Source organism: Paenibacillus tarimensis, assembly GCF_021532315.1.
In the GTDB taxonomy this organism is placed as follows: domain Bacteria; phylum Bacillota; class Bacilli; order Paenibacillales; family Paenibacillaceae; genus Paenibacillus_I; species Paenibacillus_I tarimensis.
On sequence record NZ_JAKGAO010000012.1, the window covers coordinates 1 to 24,743 of the forward strand.

The following is a 24,743-nucleotide window of genomic DNA, read 5'->3' on the forward strand; positions in this document are numbered from 1 at the left end:
TACCACCTCTTTTCTATTTAGGATTTGGGAGTATGTCGTATAACATCTTATCTACGAACGTCACATAACCAGCACATACACGGTTTCTGTGTACTTCGTGTACATCCAGCTTAACGGTGTGTTCCTGAACATCTGGCTCCGCAACTGCTATCTCAGCTCCCTCGCAACTCTCCCCCAGCCAGCCTACAATCACTCACCGCTCTACCCAACAGCCCGAGTTAGCTTACTCGTCCAGCGGGCTCTTGATCCGCCTGATATCCTTTACACTTACATGGGTGTACCGCTCTGTTGTCCGGCTGCTTTGGTGACCCAGTAATTCCTGAATGTAGCGCAGGTCGATGCCGCCTTCAAGCAGGTGAGTTGCGAAGGAATGGCGCAGCGCGTGGACACTCACCTTCTTCTGAATCTTCGATGCTCGAACAGCCTGCTCGAACACCTTCTGCACAGTTCGTTCTGTAAGATGGCTTCCTGCCGTCTGTCCAGTGAACAACCAGTTGTCCGGCCTCTCTTGCCTCATGTAGCGTTCTACTATTTCCAAGGCTGATTCAGACAATAATGTCAGACGATCCTTCCTGCCTTTTCCTTGCTTCACCCGAAGCGTTCTTCGCTCCCGGTCGAGATCCTGCACCTTCAGCCGTACGACCTCGCCTACACGCAGTCCCGAGGAATAAGTTAAATATAGAATAGCCTGATGCTTCACGTTAGCAACCGCAGTCAACACCCTCTTCACTTCCCCCAGCGACAGTACGTTGGGCAGCTTCTGCTCCCTCTTCGGCCGCACATATGCCGTATCCGACTGCTTGCCATGCAGCACATGCTTGCCATAAAATTTTAAGGCGCTGATGGCCTGGTTCACATAGGAATGCGAACGTTTCAGCTGCAGCAGCTTCAGCGAATAACGCTGAATTGCCCGGCCGTCCCATCCTGCTTTCAGCAGATCTCCTTGTATCTCTCTATCGCTCAAGAATCTCTCAACATGGCCGCAGTAAGCCTTAACTGTACGGAAGCTGTATCCACGCAGGGCTAACGCCTCCCGCATAGGCTTCTCCCAGTCCCTATACACCTCCCCAACTGGCGTGTACGGATCCCTTAACAGCGAGAAATCCGCTTGCAAGCTTGTATCCGCCTGAAGAGAATCCTCACCATAATACTCCAGCAGCTGTTCAACTGCCTCGAGCGTATATGGAATCATCCAAACGCTTAAATCTGGATTCCATTTTCTCCCTTTAATACTTCGTACACCGTCTAAATCTTTACTATTGAAGTTCTCAATCTTGATATGTAGGATTAATTCGTCAAATTGACTAACGATGAGTTTAACCATAAGGTTCCTCCAATTATAGCACCGCATCTATTTTCTGGAAATAAAAAAGAGGATAGCAAAGTCCTATTGACTTTGTATCCTCCCGATGCTTTCGGTGTGAATGTATGCCTATGTATGTTGTCATTATACTTCGGAATAATTGCAAGAAAAAGTGTTTTTATCCATATCCAGCTCAACAACCCGGCTCTTTACATCCCCGCGCGCAATAAAAATGATCTCCCCCTGTCTGTTGAAGCAGTAGGCGATGGGAATCGACACACCTGTGTCGCCATAGGAGCCGTCAGCGTGACTAACGCCGATCATGTAACAGGCATGTGCGACAGCGATGGCTTTTGCCTCATTAATCCATTCGTCGAACTGTGCTTCGCTGTACATGCCGACGCCAATCGGGTGAACGATCAAGTCAGCGGCTCCCTGGTCTTCAGACCGCAGACCCTGCCGGATCAGCTCATCGCAAAGTATGTGGCCGACCCGCCATCCTTCTACCTCAGTGAAGGCCGTGTCGCTGTATTTGATCCGGTCCAGCAAGATTCGTCCTTGCCGGTCAATCACAATTGCCCGGTCCTTGGGACGCTCCTGCATTCTGCGGTAACCGCCGATGATCGCCACCTTGAACTCCCGCGCAAGACTGCAGGCTTCCTCCACATTTTCGTTCAGGTACCCTTCGGGCACAATAACGGCATCCATACCCGGATGAGCAGTAAGCTCATTATGCAGCTGCCGCAGCTGCGGCTCCAGCTTGGGCTGGCAGATCAATATCTTCATTACCATTCCTCCCGGCACTTGCTTTACCTTCATCCGCACCAGCTTATTCTATGAACCCTTTCGGCTTAATGACATCCCCGACAGGCTTCTCCACGCCATCTACGACTGCCACCCCGCCTCTAGGCATAGCCGGTCCCTCAATGTCCCGAAAGAATAGCGGAAGCCCTTCTGCTAGGAACAGCGGGGTAGTCGCGGGATTTTGACGCTGGTGATGGATATGGATATGCGGCTCGCTTGAGCTCCCCGAGTTCCCGGCCTCGGCAATTGGCATACCCTCTTCCACATGCTGTCCTTCCCGGACAATAACCGAGTGCTGCTTCAGATGCGCAATGAACAGATACGTTCCGGTATCATCCAGCTGAATTACAATGTGATTGCCAGCCATGGTCTGATAATCCTCCGTTCCAGGCACAAGATCCGCTTCCTCATCTTGTACGGCCACTACCGTACCAGAAGCGGGTGCCACCACCTCCATGCCATAGATCCCGTAATCCGTTAAGCGCCTGCTTCTCACAGCGGCAGGCTCGGCCAGCAGATCATAAGCCCACCGCTCATTCGGCGCGAATACATGGTAATTATCGGCGAGGGTGTCCCCTCCCCAGCCAACCCGGACCTCTGCATCGACAGGAAGGCGGATATAGGCAGCAGGGGCCGTGTCGTTCACATCCGCCGGATAAGCAATCTGGCCTATACCCATCAGCCAGCCAAGCGGCCAGCTCCCCAATAACGATACCGCCATCATCCCCACCTGCAGCAGGCGAATGGGACGCCTTGTCAGAAGCCTTTGAACCACCTGCACGACCGTCACAAGCAGCATGATAACCCCAAGAACGCCCGCCGCTTGCACCAGCCACCAGCTGATAACCCCAGCCGTCCCTTTAACGCCCAGAATACACACCCACAGAATAAACAGCAGCATGCTGTAGCCGGCAGCCAAACCTCTCGCCATATAACGTTTCACCCGAGTCAATCCGATCACTCTCCCGCAATGATTATGCACCCTCATTGTAGGAGAATTTTCTAACGAAACCTGCTGCTTCATTATAAAGGTTTTCTTACGATTTAACAGAACCGGCATATCAAGGTGTCATCCAGATCAGACTACACTGCCATTCTGCTGCCGGTCCTTCACCCTTCCATCCGCAGCTCGTGTCAGGCGCACAGTGAACGTAGTGCCTTCCGGGCCGCTGCTTGCCTCTATGCTGCCGTTATGCAGCTCCGTAATATGCTTGCAGATGGCAAGGCCAAGACCGCGGCCTCCATGCTTGCGGCTTCTCGACGGATCAACCCGGTAGAATCGCTCAAACAGACGGGGCAATGCTTCCGCCGGTATCGGATTTCCGTAGCTGGTAACCGATATCACCAGTTCACCTTTTGTGCCGTCAAGATCAATAACAATCCGCTTGCCGTCCTTGCCGTAACGAACCGCATTGCTGATCAAATTATCCAGCAGCCGCGCCATTAGGGACGGGTCCGCTATAATCATTATTCCTGCTGTCCGCTCTTGAATGGTATACGACATATCTGCCCGCTCCATCTGTGGAATATGATCCACCAGCACCTGTTCAACCAGCTCACGTATAGACAGCAGCTGCTTGGCTTGTACAGGCAGCGCATCTGCCAGACTGCTGAAATCCGTGAGCTCCTCCAGCAGCTCAGACATCTCCGCACATTTGCGTCTTGCGATGCCTACAGGCCGCCGGATCTCGTCATCAGCCGATTGCTCCTGCAGCTTCTTATCCAGCAGCTCCAGATAGCCGGATAATGACGTTAACGGGGTACGCAGGTCATGCGACAGTCCGGCGATCATCTCGTTTTTTGCCCGCTCGCTAGCCCGCTCCTTCTCCCGCATTGTCTTCAGGCTTCCTGCCATATCATGAATATGCCCGGCAAGCTTGCCGATCTCATCTGCCGGACCTGCCGGAATCCGGATGCTCAGATCCCCCTGCTTCATTTGCTCCACATATGTATGCAGCTGTTCAATCCGGGCGATCATCCGTCCAGCCAGCAGATGGAAGAAGAACAGCGTAAGCAGCAGAAAACCGGTAAAGTACCCGAAGGCATACCTCTCCTCAGCTTGGACAAGGGCTGCTTCATCCGCTCCTGCGGCCCCCAGCAGGTACTGCAGCAGCATGATCGTTACTCCCGCTGCGGCCATACTCACCACAAAATAACCAAACAGCTTCAGGCGGATGCCGGCAAAAGCGCTAGGCCTCGATTTTATAACCAACACCCCAAACGTTCTGAATCAGATCCGGGCTGCCGCTCTTCTTCAGCTTTTCCCTCAGCCTCGACAAGTGGACCATCACAGTGTTGTTGCTCTCGTAATAAGCATCCTTCCACACCTTCGCGAAAATCTCCTCCAGTGTGAACACCCTGCCGCGGTTACTGGCCAGCAGGAGCAGAATATCATACTCGGTCTTCGTCAGCTTCACAGGCTGTTCACCAACCTGCACGGCCCGGCTGTCGGGGTGTATCGCTACACCATGAAGGGTGACGACAGCCGGGTTAATGCCGGATGTGTTAAAGGTGGTAAACCGTCTCAGCTGCGCTTTCACCCGGGCAGTCAGCTCAAGCGGACTGAAAGGCTTCGTCATATAGTCGTCAGCCCCGCTGCCAAGCCCGATCACTTTATCCACATCTGAAGCTCTCGCACTAAGGAAGAGCACCGGTATGTTCCACTTCATCCGGATTTGTCTGCACAGCTCCAGCCCGTCCATGCCCGGCATCATCCAGTCAATGATAGCCAGATCAATTTTGTTCCGGCCAAGACTGGTCAGCGCTTCCTCCCCGCTTCGGCAGGCGATCACGCTGAACCCCTCAGGCAGAAGAGTATCTCTCAATAATTCAATAATATCTCGGTCATCGTCTGCTGCGAGAATGGTTGTCATTACACACACCTCTGCTACCACATACAGGTATTAGTCACTTCTACTCCCATTCTACATGGCAGGCTGTGAACCTAACAAGCTGCCTCCACCCCGCTGCGCAGGACTTTTCATCCAATCTTTAAGCAGAGCCCCTCTTTTTGCGCTTCTAGAATTTTATGTTTCTGCTATAATGCAAGGTACAGGAAAATATTGGACGGTGATAACAGCAATGGAAGACAACCGTATAACGGTTAGAGAGCTTGATTACGTGGTGGGAAGGGAAGCGGAGCTTGCTTCCTTCGAACAATTCATGAACCGCAAGCTGCGCGATACAGGTATACAGCCCCAAATTCTGCACATCCACGGTACGGGAGGCACGGGGAAAAGCACCTTTCTGCGCCAGTGCGTGCTGATGGCCCAACATGCAGGGCTGCGAGCCGCTTTGCTGGACAGCCGTGATTTTGTCCATACCGAACAAGGCATTCTTGAGGCGCTGATCAGACACCTAAGAGCGGGTATGCAGACGGAAGAAAACCTGCCCTCGGGCGCTCTGTCTTGGCCTCTGCTGTCTGAGCAGCTTCCGTCTAATGGTGAGCGGCTTATATTGGCCTTTGATACCTTTGAGGAAATGAAGGACATGGAGGCCTGGATGCGGGACCGGCTGCTGCCTTGGCTTCCTGCCGGTGTGCTGGTGCTGCTTGCTGGCCGGTATCCGCTGCAAGGCGCCTGGCTTCATTCGCCGGCGTGGAGGGAGAGACTGCAGCAGATCGAGCTGCAGCCTCTGAACCGGCAGGCCTGCTCCCGATATTTTCAGCTGTGCGGAATTACCGGGGAACGGGACATAGAGCGGCTGTGGAGACAGACCCGCGGCCATGCTTTGTCCATGTCATTAGCCGCGGCTTCACACGCGCATCATCCTGGTCCGCTGCAGCAGGAAGGCATGAGCTGGTTTGATGAGGTTGTCTATCTGTGGCTCCAGGAAGTTCCCGATGAGGACCTTCGGAGACATATTGAGGCGGCATCCGTTCTGCGGGTGTTTAATCAGGAGATGCTCTCCTTCATTATGGATGAACAGATACCTTCCGGCTTGTTTGACCGTCTGATCTCGTTATCCTACGTCCGCAAGTCAGACCGGGGCTGGCAGCTCCACGATTTAATGAGGGAAACGACGGAAGCGCGGCTGCGGGAACGGCAGCCGAGCCTGCACAAGAAGCTGCGGGAACGTGCGGCCTCTTACTACGCCGAGGCGATCCTTCAGTCCAGCCTCAGAAGCAGCACAGGCTGGGAGGTTGGCGAGCTGTTCCGCTTCGCCGGCAACAAGATCGCCAGGGCGCTTACAAGCGAGCAGAGCGGGCCGCGTTATTATTGGGAGACCGTCACAGAATCATCGCTGCCGGAGGCGCTTGCTTACTTGGAGTGGCGCAAGCATAATCATGAGCCGATAACCGGCATAGAGATTGATCCCGAGACAGGGACAGAATATCAGATTCATTACTCGGCTGAAGAGGTAAGGTACAATTCATCCATGGTTGACGTAGAAGCCATCTTCGCCCTTGATCCAAGCGGCATTAAGCTGCTGCGCGATCAGCAAGGTGAGGCGGCGGCCATGGCCGTTACCGTTCCCTTTCACCAAGGTACGATTTCATGGCTGAGGGAGCATCCGTTAGTTTCGCCATTCCTTAGCACTTTATCGGATGAGGAAATCGCGAAGCTGGCGACGCCTGCAGACCACCCATCCGGATGGTTTATGCTATCCTACGATTTCAAGGAACTGCTCAATCCTGCCGTTCGGACCGAGGGTGTCTATCTGATCTACTCGTTTATGTGCCGGGGCGGCATAGTCGTCACCTCCCCTTTTCCGAACGACATCACGAAGAAGGTATATCCGGCTTTCGGCTTTGTACCGGTACCCGGAGCCGAGCATACGCATTATGACCGAAAGACGCTCACGCCGACCTACATTCTGGATACCCGGGGAGATAACCTGCGTTCATTCATTGACCAGCACTTTCATAACGCGGGCCTGCAGTGGAACCGTCCGCCATCTAAGCAGACCCCTGCTCCTCCCTCTCAGCCAGCCGCGCAGTCCAAGCTGTTGAAACAGCTGACGAAGAGGGAACTCGAGGTAGTCAAGCTTGTCGCGGCAGGGCTCTCGAATGCCGAAACGGCACAACAGCTCTATGTCTCCGAAGCTACCGTGAAGAAGCATTTGATTGCAATCTTTGCCAAGCTGGGCATTACGAGAAGAATTCAGCTGGTCAGTATGATCCAAGGGTTGCCCGGGTTTATAAGCGATGAACCGTAGCACGCAGTCCGCCCTTGGGGCTTAAGGTCAGCAGCGCCTCAGGTATGAGCGCTCCCTGCGTGGAACTCCGCTTGATCCGGTACTGCTGCCCGATACTCGCCAGAATAAGGACCATTTCAAGCATTGCGAAATGCTGGCCCACACACGAACGCGGACCTGCCCCGAATGGAAAATAAGCCATCTGCGGCAGCTCCTTCATCCGATCCTGCTCGAACCGCTCAGGCCGGAACGTCAACGGATCATCAAAATATCGCTCACTGGTATGCAGCGGATAGGGGCTGATCATGACGGTATCCCCCTTAATTAGCTGTAATGATCCAATCTCTACATCCTGAAGAGCTGTCCGGGAGGTTACGTAACCGGATGGACGCAGCCGCAGTGTCTCCCAGATCACATTCTGTGTATAGGTAAGCGCAGGGTAATCGTTCACCGTTGGCCTCCGGCCGTTCAGAACATGCTTCCACTCATTCATAAGCTTCTCTTCGACGTTCGGATTCTGCAGAATATAATCATAGGTCCAGGTCAGCGAGTGTGCCGTCGTTTCATGCCCGGCCAGGAACATAGACATAATCTCATCCCGCAGCTGTTCATCCGACATCCCTTCCTGGCTGGATTCATCAGTGGCCCTCATGAGGACGGACAGCAGATCTTCTCTCTCAAGGGAGGATTCTGCCTTACGCTGCCTGATGAGCCCGTATACCGTATCGTCCAATACGCGAAGCGCCTGAATATATTCTCTGTTCTCGTTAGTCGGAATGAACAGCGGCAGCTTGACGAGTGCCCGTATTTTACGTGTGGCGATATGGTTGATTGAGTCAAATGCCCGGGCAATCTGATCCTGTGCATGCTTGGAGTCATAGCTGAACATCGTCCGTGCTATAATGTCGAAGGTAATCTTCATCATATCAACCGCAAGATCCCTCTCTTGACCATCCCCCCATGTCTCGAGATGGGCAAGCGTACTAGCCACCATCTGCTCGGCATAGCGGTTGATATGGCTTCGGGTCAGCTTGGGCTGAATGAGCCGTCTCTGTTTCTTATGAAGCTCACCCTCACTTAGAACAAGCCCTTCACCCGTTAACCGCTTAATCTCCGCAAATGTGCCCCCTTTGCAGAATGCTTCAGCCTTGGTTACCATAATTTCCTTAAGCATATCGGGATTGAATACGGCATAAAGCTTCTTGGGTCCGAGGCGGAATTTCGCTACATCCCCCGAAGCTCTGTGCAGCTCGCACAGCAGCGCTAACGGGTCCTCCCGAAAGGCTTTCAAAGACCCGCCCAACCACGTTTCCCGGGCGGCACCGGCTATCACCGGCTCCACATGTACACTGCTCATATAAAGTACCTCCTGATCAAGTTTCTATCATTATGGCACCCCGGCAGACGAAGCAGTAGTAATCGAACGTCTACAATTTAGTCACCGGATGGTTACATGTTCACCTGCAGAAGTCTTCAAGCTAATCGCGCGCTAGCCGAATAAAGCTGGTAAATGTTAGACAAAATAACCCCTGTGTCGAAATTTTCCAGTCATAGGGGGCTTTTACGGATGGATACGGTAACCATGTCCCGGGCGCTGATGGGCTCATCGCTCGGCTTTCACATTATATTTGCAACGCTGGGTGTCGGCATTCCGTTCATGATCCTGCTGGCTGAGCTCATCCATTATGTCAAGAAGGATGCGGACTTCGGTCTGATGGCAAAAAGATGGACGCGCGCGCAGGCTATTCTGCTTGGCGTCGCCATCCCGTCAGGTACGATCGTGGGCGTTATGCTGGCTCTGCTGTGGCCTGGTTTCATGGAGATTGTCGGCGAGGTCATCGCGCTTCCCTTCCAGATCGAAATCTGGGCCTTCTTCCTTGAAGCCTTGTTCATGGCGATCTATGTATATGCCGCCGACCGGCTTACTCCCGTCATGAGAATCATCAGCGTCGGCTTCGTGGCGCTTGGCGCCAGCGCTTCCGCCGTCCTCATAACAGATGCGCATGCCTGGATGAACACGCCTAGGGGATTCCGGATTGAGAACGGTCAGATACTTGACGTCAATCCATGGGCTGCGGTCTTTAATCCGAGTGTATGGACAACAGCCTCTCATGTCCTGCTGTCCGCTTATATGACCGGCGCATTCGCCGTTGTATCCATCGCGGCATATAAGCTGCTCCGCGGCCAGCGCGAGGAACGGGAGCGCAAATTCCATCAGAAGGCTTTGTTTCTTGCACTCTTCGTCGGGCTTGCCATGAGCCTTGGCACAGCCTTCAACGGGCATGCCACTGCCCAGATGCTCCATGAGTACCAGCCGGAGAAGCTCGCGGCGGCGGAAGGCTTGTTTGAGACGCAGGCTTATGCGCCGCTTGCGATCGGCGGCTGGGTCGATGGCGAGTCCCAGAGGATCATCGGAGCCATCCATCTCCCGGGCATGCTGAGCTTCCTGGCAGGCAACCGACTGGACACCGTAGTGAAGGGCCTGAATGAATTCCCGCGTGAGCATTGGCCGCCTCTTCATGTGCATGTCCTCTTCAACCTGATGGTAGGCATCGGCAGCCTCCTGATCTTCATTGCGGTATTCGCGCTGTTCGTGCAGTGGCTCCGTAAAAGGCTGAACCCCTGGATGCTCCGCATGCTTGTCCCGACCGGCGGACTGGCCATTCTTGGCATTGAGACCGGCTGGATCTTCAGCTGCACAGGCCGGCAGCCTTGGACAATCTATCATGTTCAATACACGCATGAGGCGGCAACAACGGCGGATAACGTAGGAACCCTATTCTTCTTGTTCCTGTCCCTGTATCTATTCTTACTGGTAGTTACCGGCTTCTTCATGCGGCTGTATTTTCGGAAGTTCCCCGTTTCGGTGGATCTTCAGAAGGGAGAAATACTATGAGCGACATGAATATCGCCATATCGCTCATCTGGTTCTTCCTGCTCCTCTATGCATTAGCCGGTTCGGTGGATATGGGGGCCGGCTTCTGGGCGCTGATCTATGGGCGCCAAAATGATACCCGGGCCGGACAGATTGCCAACCGCTTCCTCTCCCCCTCCTGGAAGGTGACTAACACTTTCCTGGTTCTGCTTGTCGTAGCGGTAATCGGCTTCTTCCCGCGCGGCGCCTTTGTGCTGGGGACCGCTTTGCTCGTACCGGTAAGCCTCGTTCTGATTCTGCTGACCCTGCGCAGCGCCTTCATGGTGTTTGCTTATACGTCACAGGAGTACACGATACCGCTGCTCTGGATTTCGGGTATTACCGGCCTGCTCATACCCGGCCTGCTGATGACCGTACTGCCTGTCACGCTCGGCGGTTTCATCATAATGGAAGACGGGGCCCCCCACCTGCTGCTCGGCAAGGTGTTCACAAGCCCTACCGTCTATGCTTATGTCGGCTTCGGGATTGCATCCGAGCTGTATCTGTCCTCCCTCTTCCTCTCGGACTACGCGAGGGAAGCCGAGGATGAACAGACCTACCGCAAATACCGGGAGGCCGCAGCGGCGCTTGGTCCGATAGCCCTTGCCATGGGTGTGCTGGCGACCTATGCCATGCTGCCTGAAGCGGAATGGATCGTACTGAGGATGCGCGATAACTTAATCTGGTTTATCCTGTCATTCGCTGCATTTGTTGCCGCTTATCTCGCCCTGTGGAAGAGAAACAGCAGGGGCAGCCGAGGCCTTCCGCGTGTGGCGGTGCTGTTCACGGCTGCCCAATATACGCTTGCAAGCATCGGTTACGGCAGCGCCCATCTGCCCTACCTGATCTATCCGTATCTCACAGTTGAAGAAGGGTTTACGAATCCCCTGATGTTCCGGTCACTGCTCATCGGGTATACGGTCAGCACCCTAGTATTGCTCCCGGTGTTCGTCTGGTTCTGGCGGCTGTTCCTGACCGACAAGCGTTATATTAAACCTGACTAAGCAGCCTAGCCGTTAAGCCATAAATGCCGGCCGCCCAGGCCTAGGCGCCGAACAAGATTCCGACTGGAAGCGGCACGATGAACACGTACTTGAACAGAACGAAGAAGAATCCGCTTACGAGGATCGCAATGGCTCCAGCCTGCAGCAGACGCAGCGGCCGGCGGCTCTCCCGACCCCCGAGCAGGCTGATGAAGCTGAACATCATCAGTATGCTGGCGATCAGGAATCCTGACAGCCATATCAACCCCGCGTAGGCGGCTATTCCGGCAGCAGCAGCGGCCAACCGGCCTTTATTCGTCCCTTCCCACAACCCGCTTGCCGAAGGCTTAAGCAGACTAAACACCAGATAGATCACACTTAATACACCAAGCAGAAGTCCGATGGAGCGGGGGAAGACAGCACTCATCTCGTTCAGCCCCGCTGTTTCCAGATAGACGACCGCGCTGACAGCCAACAGGACGATTGCTGATAAGACATCCTTGTTCAGCAGTCTCATTCCGCTTCCTCCTTTCCCTGTCTCTGACCGCTTCCGCGCCTGCTTCGCAGCCATTTATCGGCCAGCGGAACAGCAATGGACAGCGCGCACAGCACCATGAGCACTACCGACACCGGTCGCGTGAAGAAGAAAGCAAAGACATGATCCTTCGCCTGACCGATGAGAATGGACTGGGTAAGACCAACCTCCGCGATCGGACCAAGAATAAGACCCAGCACGATCGGCGCGGGATGAAAGCCTAATCTCGAGAGCAGATAAGCGGCCAGACCGATAATCACCATCATCACAACATCAGTGAAATTATTGCGGATCGCAAAAGCGCCAATCGTACTCAGGAAGATAATAACGGGAATCAGCACATCCATCCGGATATTAATAATTCGCCCGATAGGCCCTGACAAGTACAGTCCCAGCACGATTAACAGAACATTCGCCAGCAGAAAAGCCCATAAGAATGTATAGACCAGGCCGGCCTGGGAAGTAAACAACCCGGGGCCGGGCGTAATGCCGTGGATCATCAGGGCGCCCATCATGATCGCCGCAGGAGGAGCGCCGGGTATGCCCAGCGACAGCAGCGGCACCAGTGATCCGCCAACCTCTGCATTGTTCGCGGACTCTGAAGCGGCAACGCCTTCATAGCTGCCTTTTCCGAATGCCTTCTTATCCTTCGAAAATTTCACCGCCGCATCATACGAAATAATAGAGGCCACATTCCCTCCAGCTCCCGGTATAATGCCGACGATGACCCCAATGACAGACGAGCGCAGCAAGAGGAACGGCCGGCGGATCAGCCGGTTCCACATCTGCGCGACGACACCCTTTTCCTTCCGGTATGCGATGCGTTCTCCTGTAATCCGGTTCTCCACTATCCGCAGCACCTCGGGTATACAGAAGAAGGCGATCAGTACAACGGTCAGCTCCAGTCCTGCAACCAGCGGAGCAAGCCCGAAGGTGAACCTGCTCTCTCCGCCGATCGGGGCAATCCCGATTGTGCCGAGCAAGAGACCCAGGCAGCCGCCAATCAGCCCTTTCAGCATGGAGCCGCTTGATAAGGTGGCGATCATGCTGAGGCCAAGCATCGCGACCCAGAAGTACTCCGGCGGACCGAAAGCGAGCGACAGGCTCGAGAGCAGCGGGGTCAGGAAGAGCAGCGCCAGCGCCCCGATAATCCCGCCTATTCCAGACGCAAGGACTGCTGTGACTATCGCATGATGCGGTTTGCCAGACCTTGCCATCGGATAGCCGTCGAAGGTTGTAGCGATAGCTGAAGGCGTGCCTGGCGTATTGATCAGAATAGCGGATATGCAGCCCCCGAACATACCGCCGATATATAAGCCACCCATCGCGATCAGCGAGGTATCCGCCGGAAGCGAGAAGGTGAAGGGCAGCAGCAGTGCCAGCGCCATCGTTACCGTAAGCCCGGGTAGCGCGCCAACAATAATGCCGGCAATGAGGCTGGCAACCAGAAGAAGCAAGTTAAGCGGGTTGGACAACACCTCAATCACAACAGGTATATAATCGGTCAAATCAATCCCTCCGCTGCCTGAATAGGTTAAGGTCGTAGCTCTGCTACAAGGGGCTCATATTCCGCTTTCAGCTGCTTAATATAAGCTTTCGACTCTGCGGCACCCATCGCTTTGGGCTCGAAGCCTTCTGCTGTCATCTGGCGGATAACCTCCGGATCGGCTGCGATCTTAAGGAACGCCTTCTCCAGCTCTTGAACAACTTTCTCAGGAGTACCCTGCGGCACGGCAACCCCTCTGTCGATGCCTGCGATCAGATCAACCCCCTGCTCTATGAAGGTCGGGGTGTCCGGCAGAGCAGTGAATCGTTCGGCTGATCCGATCGCAATGAGCCGGAATTCATCCTTATACGAAACAAGATCATTGGAATTCCCCCACAGCAGATCCGTGTTGCCGCCAAGGAAGCTCTGCATTGCAGCCGCAGCCCCAGTGAAGGGTATATACTGAATCGCAGCTTCCAGCTTCTCTTCGAACAGGAGGTGAGTCATATGATGACCCGTATACGTACCTACGCCTGCCGCTGTAAGGGCTCCAGGCTTATCCTTCGCCATCCGGATCAGATCCTCCAGCGACTGAATGCTGCTGTCCTTGCGCACCGCAAGCCCGACAGGCGTTGATTGAAAAATCGCCACAGGCTCCAGCTGCTCCGTCTTGTATCCTGCATCCCTCTGCAGCAGCGGCTGCAGGATAATATGAGGCACGTTAATCCCTGCCATAAAATAACCGTCCGGCTTTTTGCCCGCAAGCTCGGTCCACCCTACTGCCCCGCCTCCGCCAATCTTATAAGTTATAACAATTGATGTGCCCAGAATACGTTCCAGATGGGGCTGCTGCCGCCTGGCCTCCAGATCGGACTGCCCCCCTGGATCGAACGGAATACTGTAGGTGATGGGATGCTTGGGGTAGCCTTTCGTATCCCCTTCCTTTCCCTCTGCTGCTGGTCCGCTCCCCGCCGAGCATCCCGCAAGCCCGGTCAGCAGAACAGCCAGCAGCATAATTGCTGCCAGTTTCATTTTTCGCAACTTCAATCCCTCCGCTTCATGACAGTCCTACTACAGCATACGCAGAACACCGTGACATTCCACTATAGCCTGATAATTTAATCAATAAAACAAAAGAGAAGCCCATCCCATAGCGGGATAAGGCTTCTCCAGTTTACTGGCCGAAGGCTTCTGTGCATGTTGCTGTGCGGAGCTCAGAATCGTAAAGTCATGAAGCACTTGCAGCTTGTTGTCCTGCCGCCTTCTTAACTTGCCTGCAGTTTTCCTGCACCTGCCCGTGCGAGCACCTTACTCTTCACATTATCCACCGCATCAAGGCTGTACGCGTACGGCGGCGTGTAGCTGACCGTAGATGTAGTCGGCATGCTGCCTGTACTGTCCACGAACAGGTTGTTACGGACATCCCAGTAACCAGTTTGACTGCTGTCCTGCGACGTGATCGGATTGTTGGCCTTCTCAAACACATTATGCTCAATCCTGAGCTTCGCGCCCATCCTCGAGTTAATGCCTGAGCCCAGCACATTAGCGTAATAGTTATTATAGATATGACCCTGTCCGTGACGGTAGCTCGGCAGACGGGAATTCACATTCTCCAGCCGGTTGTGGTGCATCGTAATTTTGCGGTCATAGCTGTCTCCGTCTGAGGAGCCGACCAGCATCGTTTTCCAGCTGTCATGCAGATAGTTATAAGAGAACGTGATATACTCCGCACCTGACCCTTTCACATCGAATAGGCCGTCATAGTAGTCCTTATCCGAATCCAGCGTGTTATACAGCTCGTTATGATCCACCCAGATATTCGACGCCGGTCCTTCGATAGAGATCGCGTCCTTATCGCCGATATTGACATGATGAATCTTGAGATTCCGGATAATAATATTGCTGGCGCGCCATACTTTAATGCCAATTCCGTTGAACTCTGCTCCGCTTCCCGCTCCGATGATCGAGACATCCGACACATCCTTGACATTAATCTTATTATCAATCGAATTAGACGGTGTGATTACGCCTGTAACATAAATCGTCAAGGGAACAGCAGAGCTCTTCTTCGCTTTCAGCGCAGCCTCCAGCTCGGCTCCGGTCGAGACCGTGATTTCGTCACCGCCTGCTCCGCCAGTCGTCCCTCCGTTCATTGTGGCAAAGCCGGTTAAGCCCTTATCCGGATCGTATAAACTGTCCACTTTATAGGCGGAGACACTCTGCTGCGAGCCTTCTCCAGACTCCGTCAGCTTGGCCCATGCGGCAGACGGCAGCAGAGATACGAGCAGCACACCGGCTGCAATCGCTTTCAAAGATTTCTTCATTACATACACTCCCTTTCAAAATTATAGTTGTGTACGACGGATGACCGACACATTGTAAGCGTTATCAATTATAAAGCTGGCTCAACCTCCTTTCCGTCCGGTTGGTAACTTTCATCCTGCAAGCAGGATAGCTTCAGTTTAACCGAACCTATTCAATATTAGTATGGGGTAAGAGTACCCATTCCGAACGATAACCGGGACAGCTGATGAACCAACAGGCTTGTTTGGGGTTAAGGCGCTGTCGACAATTATCAGGCCTTGGCTGAATATCGTGTGTTCAAAGGAAAAAAGCCGCATAATGCGGCTTGGGTGCTGGTACTGCTCTGTTACAATCAGGTTGGCTGTCCGACATCATGCAGACCGACGATAAGGGTTGTCGGCTTTAGAATAATCGTGCCGCCCTGCGGCCTGGTACGCAGATCATACTCAACGCTGATGATCTCGATCCGTTCTACCTCATCGGTCCGCGTATCGTATACGACTTCAAATTCACGCAGTCCGATCTTGGGAACTACTACAAGACCGCCGATCTGGAAAGGAAAGGTGGTCGTACCATAGGTAAAAAGCACGGTCAAGATAGGTTCATTGTTTATATCCTTTATTTCTACCTGCTGAATCACCTTATAGCTGTCACTCATCTGATGTCCTCCCTTGTATTTTATCCCTAAATAGTGTGCGGCTCCCACATTGGTGCGAAGTCAGCCCTATCTATACTATCGGCAGGGAGGGTGCTTTTTCGAAGATGATTCGCATAAAAAAGCCCGGTCTGTTGTAAGGACCAGGCTGACAGGATTAAATCTGCTGATCGAATCAGCTGCGCGGCTTGACCTGCTCAATGATAAAACCGCTCTCAGGAAGCGAAGGCATGCGGACCAGACTGACGCTCAGGTCCTGATCATCCGGCACGTTGTATTCCACTTCATTCGCGAGCAGATCGAATGTCACCTTAAGGGCTTCAATAGTAACCCCTTCACCCGGGCACCGGTGGCCCGTATACGCATCACCGCCGCCCTGCGGGATGAAGTCAAATGGACTGCCGGCCCACTCCTTGAAGCGTTCGGGCTTGAATTCATTCGGGTTCTCCCACACACGTTCGTCATGGTTCGTACCATACAGATCCAGAAGCACGAGATCCCCTTCTTCAAACTCATGTCCGGCCCAAGTAAAATCACTATTCACCCGGGCGCCCAGGAATGGACCGAACGGATAGAAGCGGCGCACCTCCTGCACGAACTGTTCCTTGTATGCCTCGTCTCCGGTCCGCAGGTTAAGCAGTGTCTCCGGATAATCATGCATCGCAAGCGCGCCGAACGCGATGAATGTGGCGTTGGCTACAATCGGCCTAAGCACATTGATCAGTTCGATTGACGCCATCTCCGTGTCCAGCATATTCCCTTCCAGGTCGCGGTGCGAGGCAATCGCATGTAGAGCCGTTCCTTCCTCGGCCGTCAGCTTCCCCTCCCGTACCTGTCCGATGATCTCACGAATCCAGGCCTCCGCTCTTCTCCTCGCGCGCCTGCCGTTCCAGTGCCGCATTCCGACTGCACCGAAGGCATCCACCATATCGCCAAAATCCTTCGCACGCTCACGCACTTCCTCTTCCTTCAGCGGAACCCCTGACCAGGCGCAGGCCGCCCGGCAGAGCACATCTTGAGCTTCCTCGAAAAGCACCACCCTTCCCTGCTTCCAGGCACCGAACTTGTGCTGCCATTCTTGTCTGATGAGTATCTTTAGAAGCTCCACGCGAGCCGGATTCATCAGGGACATGAAGAGCAGCTTGCGGTGCTGATGAGCCTTGCCATCCATGGTCTGGATTGCATTCTGGCCAAAGAGAGTCTTCTGAATGCGCTTGGGAGCTGCGCCCTTACGCTGAAACCGCTCCGGATCATAGAACAGCTTCGCTGACTCCGGTCCCTTCATGCAGACAACCTTCTCGCCAAGCAGACGGGTTTGAAACAGATCCGAATCCAATTCACGGCAGCGGTTCGTTATGAACAGATAGCCCTCGTTGAGCAGGGCTAGAGAGCTGTCCAGTGTTTTCTCATGCGGGATCGATTGATTTGCCGGCATCTGTGCAGTTCCTCCTTATCTACTTATGATTCATTAGTTCGAGCATCTATGTATGAAGAAACCAGCTGATACCATATATTACCCGGCCAAGGCAGCAGACAAACGATATCTTGGCTTGATGGAAATCCGCATAAATCAGCTAAATAAGGGGAAGTTAGGAGGAGCATAGAACCTTAAGGCAGGAGTGAATGTATGTGGAAACGACACGCCAGGAATTATTTGAGAAGCTGGTAGCCCTGCACGAGAAATTATCACAGGATTCCATCCACTACTGGAAGCTGTATTCCGGTTTTAACACCTGGCAGTTCTGGGCTTGTCTCGCCATCATGGTGGGACCGATCATTGTTATCTACTTTACAATCGACAGGCGCAGAATTTTCCATATTGGCTTCTTCGGATTTGCGGTACATGTTCTGTTTGCTTATTTTGATGCTTCCGGCATTCGCTATGGCCTCTGGGGATATCCGTATCAGGTACTCCCGTTTTTGCCAAGCTTATCCCTGGATGCTGCCATCATCCCGGTAGCCATCATGCTGGTCTATCAGTGGACAGTGAAGCATAGCAAGAATTTTTACCTGTACGCTTTTCTAACTGCTATTGCCTTTGGCTTTGCTTTCAAGCCGCTGCTTGTGTCGCTGAACCTGTTCGAGATGTATAAATGGGTTAACTATCCGTTCATCTTCCTGATATATTTGGTCTTGTTCGTGCTGGCCTACTGGTTGACCCGGCTGTTCCTCCGCATGAAGCGGGAAATATAAGCAAGGATCATCTAAGCTGCGGACATAACAAGATGAAGGGAGAAAACGTTCCTTTATGTTGTATTTCAGTGCGGCTGTATATTCCTCCCAACTTAAGCTTCGTGGCAGAAGAGCATTCGGGGGTCTGTCAAGAATTCTGTGTAAACTCTAGATAAATCCCCCGGGTAGGGGTATTTCCCCTGACTAACGTAATTGTTGACCTGCCCGGTCTGGGAGTGGTCAACAGCAAGAGTGGTATTATTGACGCCAGAATGAACGGATGCTCATACGACGAACCAGGGATGAAGCGGATTTGCAGTTCATCGTCGCAGCAGAGACGGATGAGGCTAACAGGCCGTACGTCACCTCATGGAGCTTGGATCGGCACAGAGAAGCATTGGATGACGAGGACATGCTGCACTGTATTGTGGAAGATGCCGCCGGGGTCCGAGTCGGATACCTCATTGTGCTTGGAGCGGCGGGGCTGCACAGCACGGTGGAACTGCTTAGGCTGGTGATTACAGATAAAGGAAAAGGTTACGGGAGGTCCGTGCTGGAAGCTGTGCAGGCTTTCGCTTTCCGCGAGCGTTCTGCCCGCAGGCTGTGGCTGGATGTAAGGGAACGGAATGCGCGGGCCCGGCGGCTCTATGCCTCCTGCGGATTCAAGGTCGAGGGAACAATGCGGGATGTCTGCCGTACGAAGGAAGGATACGAGTCTCTACTAATCATGAGTATCCTGGCGCATGAGTATGGAGAGGCCCAGCAAGCGGAACCGCCGGAGCCGGAAAGTGTACTGGCTGTGCTCAAGGAGAGGGGAACTGTTCCGGAGGCGGGTGTTTTGGCGCCGCGCACGGCGGGAAGAACCGACGCGCGCGTCTACCCGGTTGTCGCGGATGGCAAGCCTCTATATGTCCTCAAATATGACAACACCGATGCAAACCGGCATGCAGCTTCATTCTTGCAGGAAGCCGGAGCTCAGGGGTGGATGCCTGTGGTTCGCCATATTGACCCGGAGTACCGGTATTTCGTATACGATTATATGGATGGCCAGTCCGGGCGCTGGCTGCGGATGTGCTCTTGATGCTGTATATGAGAATTGCTACAAGCCTGAAATACGGGCTGGAGGCTGATGGATATCTGCGTGCCTGGTCGTATTGGAAAGAGCGCGCAGGTCTATGTTGATTCCGTTCTTCCGGTGACAACTGGTGGATACCCAGACAGGTGGAGGCTCACAAAATAAACGCCTGAAGCGAACCCGCTTCAGGCGTTTTTTAACGATATTCCCTTTCATATTCAGCTTCGGCAGTTAATATAAGCGTCTGCCCCGGAGTAAGCGAGTGTGCTCCACTGTAGCCTCGTGAGGCTAACTCAGAGACCAGCCGGTCGGTCTTCTCCTTATCCGTATGCACCGGAAGCAGAACGCGCGGATTTAAATGCTCCAGCATGCGCCAGACATCCGGCAATCCCTGATGAACCTTGTAAGGGATACGGTAAACGCTGCAGTGTCCGTGCTCCGGATCTGCTTCGTGGCGAGCAATGATTTTGCTTGCACAGCTGCCGCTGTGAACATGTCCGGTAAAAATAATGGCATTAGACACTGCGTTCTCCCCACGATTGAGCTGCCGGTAACAGGCTTGCGCCCCCTCTGTCTGCAGCTGGGCATCAGGCCCGATAATCACAGCGGGCGCGCCGGACATCGCCAGGCCCGAGGGTGCTTCATTAAAAGGTGAAGTCTGCAAGCCGCGAAGCGCCAGATTCATTCGTTCGATCGCTGAGGGATGCAGCCATGCTTCGTCCTCCTTGATCTTAGCCGCCCCTTGAAGCAGGGAAGCTTCGGCGACAATGCGCGTATCAGGAAGCGCCTCCCGAAGCAGGGCAAGAAGCTCGAGTCCACGGCCGTGCAGCGGTACCGGCAGGAAGACATGCCCCCCTCGTTCACTGACTTGCCGGATCGTGCCGATCAGCTGTGCCATCATCTCTGCCTGGCTCTCCGTTCGGGCACCATAGGCGGCATCGACAATGGCCGCTGAGAGGTTGCGGCAGTACTCCGGCTTTGGTAGCTCGGCCCGAAGCAGGCTGGATTCATGGGTGTAATCACCCGAATAAAACACCCTGCATCCCTCTATATCCAGCAAAATCCATACCGAGCCGGCTAAATGGCCGCTTGGCCCCCAGCATGCCCGAACGCCGGGCGCAGCCTCAAACCATTCTCCCTCTTCAGCGCTATCCTCCAAGTAACGAAAGCGCAGCAGCTCTTCTTCCTCTGCGCTGTAGGGTGCCGCTGAACCCTGTTCAGCCAGGTAACCTTTCCACATGCGAAAGTTAGAGGCGATGCGCGTGGCGGTCGCCCGAGTTGTCCAGATTTCCCCGCGGTAGCCCATCCGGTATAGAGCGGGCAGTCCGACAGTATGATCCTCATGGGCATGCGATAAGAATACGGTTGTCAGCTGTGGTACGAGCTCCGGCTTCCAGAGCGGATATTCGCCTCTGCCGCTGCGCTTCCCGCCGCAGTCAAGCATAACCGAGACCGGCCCGTTTGCGATACGATAACACGCCCGCCCGTGCTCTCCGGCACCTCCCCAGACCTCCAATATTGCCAAACTCATCACTTCCTGTACGATTCTAGTTGATTCATGATGACCAAGATGATAGTCGTCAAGCTGACAGTCAGCACAGCCATTGCCATGCCCATCGACACCTCACCTTGCTCGAACTGGGAGAAAATATAAGTTGCCGATACATGCATGGACGGCGGAAGCAGCATTAATGAAGCGACAAGCTCCCTCGCCGAGATTGTAAAGGTCATCATCCAGCCGGCCACAATGCCGGGCAGCAGCAGCGGCAGTGCGATGCGCCGGAAGATGTACCAATCCGTTCCCCCGTAAACCCTGCCGGCCTGAAAGAGCTTATCGTCCAGTTGACTGAAGCTGGCCTTCACATATTGCACGGTGTATGGGAGAAAAAACACCACGTATGTAAGAACTGCCATTCCGTACGTATTGTACAGCGGGATGGGCATCCACTTCGCGTTCCAGAACAGGACGAGACCCACTGCAATGACGATGCCTGGAACAGTGTTCGGCAGGAGACTGAACAGATCGGTTGTCTTCTGCCCTTTTGTTGCTGATCCTCGAATTTGAAGCGCCAAAAACGTGCCGATGACAGCTGCAAATGTAGCGGCAAGCAGTGCGAGTCCAATACTGTTCGTGAGTGCCTTGAAACCCGGGCTGCCCCAGGATAACAGGCGGGCATAATGATCCAGTGTAAAATTGCCCCATGCCAGGCCGTTTCCCCGCAGCTTCTGCAGCGAGGCGACGATGATCGAGAAATAGGGCACTCCGATGGATAACAGCAGTACAATGCCTACATATCCCCAAGACAAGCTTTTGCCCAGCAATCGCAGGCGTGACGGGCGTGTGCGCAGGCCCTTACCGCCGAGTGTCTGATAACGGAATTTCCGGGACATTACACTCTGGAGATACCACACAGTCAAGCTTGCCGTCAGCAAGATCGAGGCAAGCGCCGTTGCTTTGCCAAAATCAATTGGCCAGCTGGACGTCAGCCGGTGAATTTCCGTTGTCAGCACATAAAAGCCAATCTTCCGGCCAAAGGTAGCCGGCGTACCGAATTCCGCAATCGTCTTGACGAATACCAGCAGGGCACCCATCAGATAGCTGCCGAATAGCAGCGGGATGACGATGCGGCGCAGCCGGTAGCCAAATCCCGCGCCGTGAAGGGCCCCCGCTTCTTCATAGCCTTGACCGATCCGCTGAATTGAGTTGCGCAGCATCAGATAGAGGAAGGGATACAGGTGGAAGCTCATAATGGTGACCAATCCGCCCAGACTGAAAAATTGCGGCGTAAGGGCAGCTGTCCAAGGGGCCAGCTCCTCCAGGAAACCCCTTGGCTGCATAAACAGGATCCAGCCCATTGATCCGATATAGGGCGGTGTCATGAAGGGGATGATTATGACAACATCCAGCCAGCGTTTTTCCCCAAGCTCGGTTTTTGCCGCGAGATAAGCCATAGGAAAGGCGATGGCTGTTGCCCCAGCCACCACCAGCAGGCCTAATAACAAGGTATTGCTTAACACGCTTGCTACGCCGGGTGCGAGCACCACACCCAGCGCTGTAAGCGGATCGAATTGCCCGTCAACCATAAGACTGTTCAGAATGACCAGGCAGAGAGGAATGACAATTGCCGGAACCAACAGTCCGATGGCAAGGCTAGTTCCCCATGAGAAGCGCGTACGTCCCGATCGGACCTGCATGTGTATCACCGACTTCCTTATTTGAAGACATTCATGAATTGTGTTGTGATGTCATCTCCGTTCTCCGACATCCAATTCCAGTCATATTGAAGCAGCTTGATCTCTTCCACCTGTGTACGGTCTTCCTTCGCCGGTACGTCTGTACGGCCGGGAAGCAGATAAGCATTGGCAACCAGCGCCTGTGCTTCATCCGACAGCAGGTAATCAATGAACAGCTTGGCGTTATCCAGGTTCGGCGCATCCTTCAGAATCATGGCCGGGCGTGGATTGATAACCGTACCCGAAGCAGGATAAACGATATCTACAGGCTCTCCTTTGGCCTTGGCGCTGTATGCCATATAGTCAACGCCTGCCATAACGACGCTCTTAGCACCCGTTACGACGGGGTCAAGTGCTTCCTGGTTGGCACCGGCCATCGTGACGCCGTTCTGTTTGAGTGCGTCGAACAAGCTCCAGCCGGATTCGCCGTACTGATTCAGATAGCCGGATACAAAATCAAGCGCAGAGCCGGATAAGGACGGGTCTGGAATATTCACGGCACCGGTCCATTGTGCGTCCGTCAGATCGCTCCAATCGGAAGGGGGATTATCCACTAGCTTGGTATTATAGGTAATGCCCAGCGCAGAAGCGCTGTAGCCGAACAGGTGACGGTCTTCGTCGACCCAGCCGTCATAGAGACGATCGGCATGAACAGCTTCAGTATATGCCTGCGTCCAGCCCTCCTGCTTCATGGACATGCCTGACGGCCATGAGGCCAGAACGACAATATCAGCGACAGGATTGCTTTTCTCCGCCTCTAAGCGTGCGAGAACCTTGCCTGTTGTTCCTTGGAACTGTTCAACCGTCAAGCCGGTCTTTGCCTGAAAGCCTTCCAGAATCTTGTCCGCAAGACCTGCAGGGCCAGCAGTGTAAACAACGACTTTGCCGCTCGGCTTTTTCGTTTCGCTCGGTGGTGCTTCCGCTGATTGGGCAGAAGCGGGCTCCGGTGCCCCTTGATTAGATGACTGCGTAGAAGCTTGTCCGCCGCAGGCGCTGAGTGTCAGCATGGCAATCATGAGCAGCGAGGCCCATTTACCCCGCATAAGAGCTTGTTTTTTCATGTTTGTTATCCTCCTTGGATTGAAAATCATAGATATGCTGCTCGGGGACGAATACGGTTGTCTGCTCGCCGATGGATGCCCGGACCATGCGGTACCCTGTCCACCTGGTACCATCCTCCAGCTCAAGCTCGAGCTCATAACGCTCGCCGGTGTAGCTAATCTGCCGGACAACGGCCTGCCAGCTTCGGCACCCCGGCGTGCTGGTCCAGGCAAGATGCTCTGGACGGAACATTTTACCTTCCCCCGCCAGCCAGTTCGATTTGCCGACAAAGCGGGCCACATCCTCATTCAGAGGGCGGTGGTAGATGTCCTCGGATGTCCCCAGCTGCAGAACTTTCCCTTGGCGCATAACGGCAATACGGTCGGACATCGACATCGCCTCTGTCTGATCATGAGTGACGTAGACCGCGGTCACGCCTAGCTCCCGGACAAGACGGACCAGCTCCTCCCGCATCTCCTCACGCAGCAGGGCGTCCAGTGCGCTTAATGGCTCGTCGAACAGGATGATCTCAGGCCGTCCCGCTATTGCCCTTGCAAAGGCGACTCGCTGCTGCTGACCGCCGGACAGCTCATGCGGATACCTGCCTTCCATACCGGTCAAGCGAACAAAGCGGATCGCTTCATCGACCCTTTCCTTCAGATGCTCAGTCTGCCGCCGCGCCCTCAGGCCAAAAGCGACATTCTCGAAGACCGTCATATGCGGCCAAAGGGCAAAATCTTGAAAAACCATGCCCAGATTCCGCTTTTGCACTGGCATGCGTTTACGTGCACCCGAAGAGAATACCGTTTTATCGCCGAAATAAATCTCACCCTTATCCGGTTCTTCAAGCCCCGCAATCAGACGAAGCAGCGTCGTCTTGCCGCAGCCCGATGGGCCGAGTAATGTGAGAAACTCACCGGAGCGAACGGAAAGGTCCAGCGGATGAAGCGCCTGCGTGTCTCCGAACGATTTGGATATGCCTCGGATTGTGATTTCCATGTCTGCTCCTTTTCTCCTTGTACTTCTGTCATCGTATCACCGGACGAGCAGCGAACGATTAAACGGGTGTAAAAGCAGAGTTAAATATTTTATTAATAGATA

21 protein-coding genes are annotated in these 24,743 nt (G+C 54.0%); 5 read left to right on the top strand and 16 right to left on the bottom strand.

The features are described 5' to 3' along the window. Positions 1 to 223 precede the first annotated feature (223 nt). The 5 genes from L1N82_RS13120 to L1N82_RS13140 all read right to left on the bottom strand — a co-directional run bounded on the left by L1N82_RS13120 (position 224) and on the right by L1N82_RS13140 (position 4,980). Positions 224 to 1,192, bottom strand: a complete 969-nt coding sequence (locus L1N82_RS13120; protein WP_235287853.1) for a tyrosine-type recombinase/integrase — start codon at positions 1,190 to 1,192, stop codon at positions 224 to 226. 255 nt (positions 1,193 to 1,447) lie between these two features. Continuing rightward, positions 1,448 to 2,089 (bottom strand): hypothetical protein, encoded by a 642-nt coding sequence (locus tag L1N82_RS13125; protein WP_235287854.1) that lies wholly within the window; start codon positions 2,087 to 2,089, stop codon positions 1,448 to 1,450. A 43-nt stretch (positions 2,090 to 2,132) separates the two neighbouring features. Beyond that, the gene (locus L1N82_RS13130) at positions 2,133 to 3,038 is read right to left on the bottom strand and encodes a M23 family metallopeptidase (RefSeq protein ID WP_235287855.1); all 906 of its coding nucleotides are present in this window, start codon (positions 3,036 to 3,038) and stop codon (positions 2,133 to 2,135) included. 147 nt (positions 3,039 to 3,185) lie between these two features. Further along, positions 3,186 to 4,247: a sensor histidine kinase gene (locus L1N82_RS13135; protein ID WP_407946756.1), complete on the bottom strand. Its 1,062-nt coding sequence runs from the start codon at positions 4,245 to 4,247 to the stop codon at positions 3,186 to 3,188. Positions 4,248 to 4,296: 49 nt separating this feature from the next. Next, complete coding sequence (locus L1N82_RS13140) at positions 4,297 to 4,980, bottom strand: response regulator transcription factor (protein WP_235287857.1); 684 nt, start codon at positions 4,978 to 4,980, stop codon at positions 4,297 to 4,299. A gap of 208 nt (positions 4,981 to 5,188) precedes the next feature. On the opposite strand from L1N82_RS13140, the gene L1N82_RS23480 reads away from it, so the two are divergent. Then, positions 5,189 to 7,264, top strand: a complete 2,076-nt coding sequence (locus tag L1N82_RS23480) for a LuxR family transcriptional regulator (protein WP_328284485.1) — start codon at positions 5,189 to 5,191, stop codon at positions 7,262 to 7,264. Here the strand turns inward: L1N82_RS23480 and L1N82_RS13150 are convergent. Then, the gene (locus L1N82_RS13150) at positions 7,245 to 8,600 is read right to left on the bottom strand and encodes a cytochrome P450 (RefSeq protein ID WP_235287858.1); all 1,356 of its coding nucleotides are present in this window, start codon (positions 8,598 to 8,600) and stop codon (positions 7,245 to 7,247) included. The genes L1N82_RS23480 and L1N82_RS13150 overlap by 20 nt on opposite strands. A gap of 210 nt (positions 8,601 to 8,810) precedes the next feature. Here L1N82_RS13150 and L1N82_RS13155 point away from each other — a divergent pair, with 210 nt between their 5' ends. After that, complete coding sequence (locus tag L1N82_RS13155) at positions 8,811 to 10,139, top strand: cytochrome ubiquinol oxidase subunit I (protein WP_235287859.1); 1,329 nt, start codon at positions 8,811 to 8,813, stop codon at positions 10,137 to 10,139. Beyond that, entirely contained in the window at positions 10,136 to 11,161 is a 1,026-nt protein-coding gene (locus L1N82_RS13160; RefSeq protein WP_235287860.1) for a cytochrome d ubiquinol oxidase subunit II, read from the top strand. The genes L1N82_RS13155 and L1N82_RS13160 overlap by 4 nt, the downstream gene beginning before the upstream one ends. A gap of 40 nt (positions 11,162 to 11,201) precedes the next feature. On the opposite strand, the gene L1N82_RS13165 is transcribed toward L1N82_RS13160, so the two are convergent. The 6 genes from L1N82_RS13165 to L1N82_RS13190 all read right to left on the bottom strand — a co-directional run bounded on the left by L1N82_RS13165 (position 11,202) and on the right by L1N82_RS13190 (position 17,555). Then, positions 11,202 to 11,657, bottom strand: coding sequence for a tripartite tricarboxylate transporter TctB family protein (locus L1N82_RS13165; RefSeq protein WP_235287861.1), 456 nt, complete (start codon positions 11,655 to 11,657; stop codon positions 11,202 to 11,204). Beyond that, the gene (locus tag L1N82_RS13170; protein ID WP_235287862.1) at positions 11,654 to 13,183 is read right to left on the bottom strand and encodes a tripartite tricarboxylate transporter permease; all 1,530 of its coding nucleotides are present in this window, start codon (positions 13,181 to 13,183) and stop codon (positions 11,654 to 11,656) included. The genes L1N82_RS13165 and L1N82_RS13170 overlap by 4 nt, the downstream gene beginning before the upstream one ends. A 26-nt stretch (positions 13,184 to 13,209) precedes the next feature. Continuing rightward, positions 13,210 to 14,193: a tripartite tricarboxylate transporter substrate binding protein gene (locus L1N82_RS13175; RefSeq protein ID WP_235288216.1), complete on the bottom strand. Its 984-nt coding sequence runs from the start codon at positions 14,191 to 14,193 to the stop codon at positions 13,210 to 13,212. 233 nt (positions 14,194 to 14,426) lie between these two features. After that, positions 14,427 to 15,485: a pectate lyase family protein gene (locus L1N82_RS13180; protein WP_235287863.1), complete on the bottom strand. Its 1,059-nt coding sequence runs from the start codon at positions 15,483 to 15,485 to the stop codon at positions 14,427 to 14,429. Between the two features lie 332 nt (positions 15,486 to 15,817). Continuing rightward, on the bottom strand, positions 15,818 to 16,123 hold the full coding sequence (locus L1N82_RS13185) for a hypothetical protein (RefSeq protein WP_235287864.1): 306 nt from the start codon (positions 16,121 to 16,123) through the stop codon (positions 15,818 to 15,820). Positions 16,124 to 16,295: 172 nt separating this feature from the next. Next, complete coding sequence (locus L1N82_RS13190) at positions 16,296 to 17,555, bottom strand: cytochrome P450 (RefSeq protein WP_235287866.1); 1,260 nt, start codon at positions 17,553 to 17,555, stop codon at positions 16,296 to 16,298. A gap of 194 nt (positions 17,556 to 17,749) precedes the next feature. On the opposite strand from L1N82_RS13190, the gene L1N82_RS13195 reads away from it, so the two are divergent. Beyond that, positions 17,750 to 18,313, top strand: coding sequence for a CBO0543 family protein (locus L1N82_RS13195; protein WP_235287869.1), 564 nt, complete (start codon positions 17,750 to 17,752; stop codon positions 18,311 to 18,313). A gap of 259 nt (positions 18,314 to 18,572) precedes the next feature. Beyond that, entirely contained in the window at positions 18,573 to 19,373 is an 801-nt protein-coding gene (locus L1N82_RS13200; protein ID WP_235287871.1) for a GNAT family N-acetyltransferase, read from the top strand. Between the two features lie 190 nt (positions 19,374 to 19,563). Here L1N82_RS13200 and L1N82_RS13205 read toward each other — a convergent pair whose 3' ends face one another. Genes L1N82_RS13205 through L1N82_RS13220 form a run of 4 tightly spaced genes read right to left on the bottom strand, consistent with a single transcriptional unit; the run spans position 19,564 to position 24,641 of the window. Continuing rightward, positions 19,564 to 20,892, bottom strand: coding sequence for an MBL fold metallo-hydrolase (locus L1N82_RS13205; RefSeq protein WP_235287873.1), 1,329 nt, complete (start codon positions 20,890 to 20,892; stop codon positions 19,564 to 19,566). Between the two features lie 5 nt (positions 20,893 to 20,897). After that, the gene (locus L1N82_RS13210) at positions 20,898 to 22,562 is read right to left on the bottom strand and encodes an ABC transporter permease (protein ID WP_235287874.1); all 1,665 of its coding nucleotides are present in this window, start codon (positions 22,560 to 22,562) and stop codon (positions 20,898 to 20,900) included. A 17-nt stretch (positions 22,563 to 22,579) separates the two neighbouring features. Beyond that, complete coding sequence (locus L1N82_RS13215) at positions 22,580 to 23,662, bottom strand: ABC transporter substrate-binding protein (protein WP_235287875.1); 1,083 nt, start codon at positions 23,660 to 23,662, stop codon at positions 22,580 to 22,582. After that, complete coding sequence (locus L1N82_RS13220; protein WP_235287877.1) at positions 23,634 to 24,641, bottom strand: ABC transporter ATP-binding protein; 1,008 nt, start codon at positions 24,639 to 24,641, stop codon at positions 23,634 to 23,636. The genes L1N82_RS13215 and L1N82_RS13220 overlap by 29 nt, the downstream gene beginning before the upstream one ends. Positions 24,642 to 24,743: the final 102 nt, after the last annotated feature.

Bases quoted from the DNA above. Each gene is read 5' to 3' on its own strand.
- L1N82_RS13215 (WP_235287875.1), bottom strand. From the start codon at position 23,662: ATGAAAAAACAAGCTCTTATGCGGGGTAAATGGGCCTCGCTGCTCATG.
- L1N82_RS13210 (WP_235287874.1), bottom strand. From the start codon at position 22,562: ATGCAGGTCCGATCGGGACGTACGCGCTTCTCATGGGGAACTAGCCTT.
- L1N82_RS13130 (WP_235287855.1), bottom strand. From the start codon at position 3,038: ATGGCGAGAGGTTTGGCTGCCGGCTACAGCATGCTGCTGTTTATTCTG.
- L1N82_RS13180 (WP_235287863.1), bottom strand. From the start codon at position 15,485: ATGAAGAAATCTTTGAAAGCGATTGCAGCCGGTGTGCTGCTCGTATCT.
- L1N82_RS13160 (WP_235287860.1), top strand. From the start codon at position 10,136: ATGAGCGACATGAATATCGCCATATCGCTCATCTGGTTCTTCCTGCTC.
- L1N82_RS13150 (WP_235287858.1), bottom strand. From the start codon at position 8,600: ATGAGCAGTGTACATGTGGAGCCGGTGATAGCCGGTGCCGCCCGGGAA.
- L1N82_RS13220 (WP_235287877.1), bottom strand. From the start codon at position 24,641: ATGGAAATCACAATCCGAGGCATATCCAAATCGTTCGGAGACACGCAG.
- L1N82_RS13120 (WP_235287853.1), bottom strand. From the start codon at position 1,192: ATGATTCCATATACGCTCGAGGCAGTTGAACAGCTGCTGGAGTATTAT.
- L1N82_RS13125 (WP_235287854.1), bottom strand. From the start codon at position 2,089: ATGAAGATATTGATCTGCCAGCCCAAGCTGGAGCCGCAGCTGCGGCAG.
- L1N82_RS13190 (WP_235287866.1), bottom strand. From the start codon at position 17,555: ATGCCGGCAAATCAATCGATCCCGCATGAGAAAACACTGGACAGCTCT.
- L1N82_RS13155 (WP_235287859.1), top strand. From the start codon at position 8,811: ATGGATACGGTAACCATGTCCCGGGCGCTGATGGGCTCATCGCTCGGC.
- L1N82_RS13140 (WP_235287857.1), bottom strand. From the start codon at position 4,980: ATGACAACCATTCTCGCAGCAGACGATGACCGAGATATTATTGAATTA.
- L1N82_RS13165 (WP_235287861.1), bottom strand. From the start codon at position 11,657: ATGAGACTGCTGAACAAGGATGTCTTATCAGCAATCGTCCTGTTGGCT.
- L1N82_RS13185 (WP_235287864.1), bottom strand. From the start codon at position 16,123: ATGAGTGACAGCTATAAGGTGATTCAGCAGGTAGAAATAAAGGATATA.
- L1N82_RS13135 (WP_407946756.1), bottom strand. From the start codon at position 4,247: ATGGCCGCAGCGGGAGTAACGATCATGCTGCTGCAGTACCTGCTGGGG.
- L1N82_RS23480 (WP_328284485.1), top strand. From the start codon at position 5,189: ATGGAAGACAACCGTATAACGGTTAGAGAGCTTGATTACGTGGTGGGA.
- L1N82_RS13175 (WP_235288216.1), bottom strand. From the start codon at position 14,193: ATGAAACTGGCAGCAATTATGCTGCTGGCTGTTCTGCTGACCGGGCTT.
- L1N82_RS13200 (WP_235287871.1), top strand. From the start codon at position 18,573: ATGCTCATACGACGAACCAGGGATGAAGCGGATTTGCAGTTCATCGTC.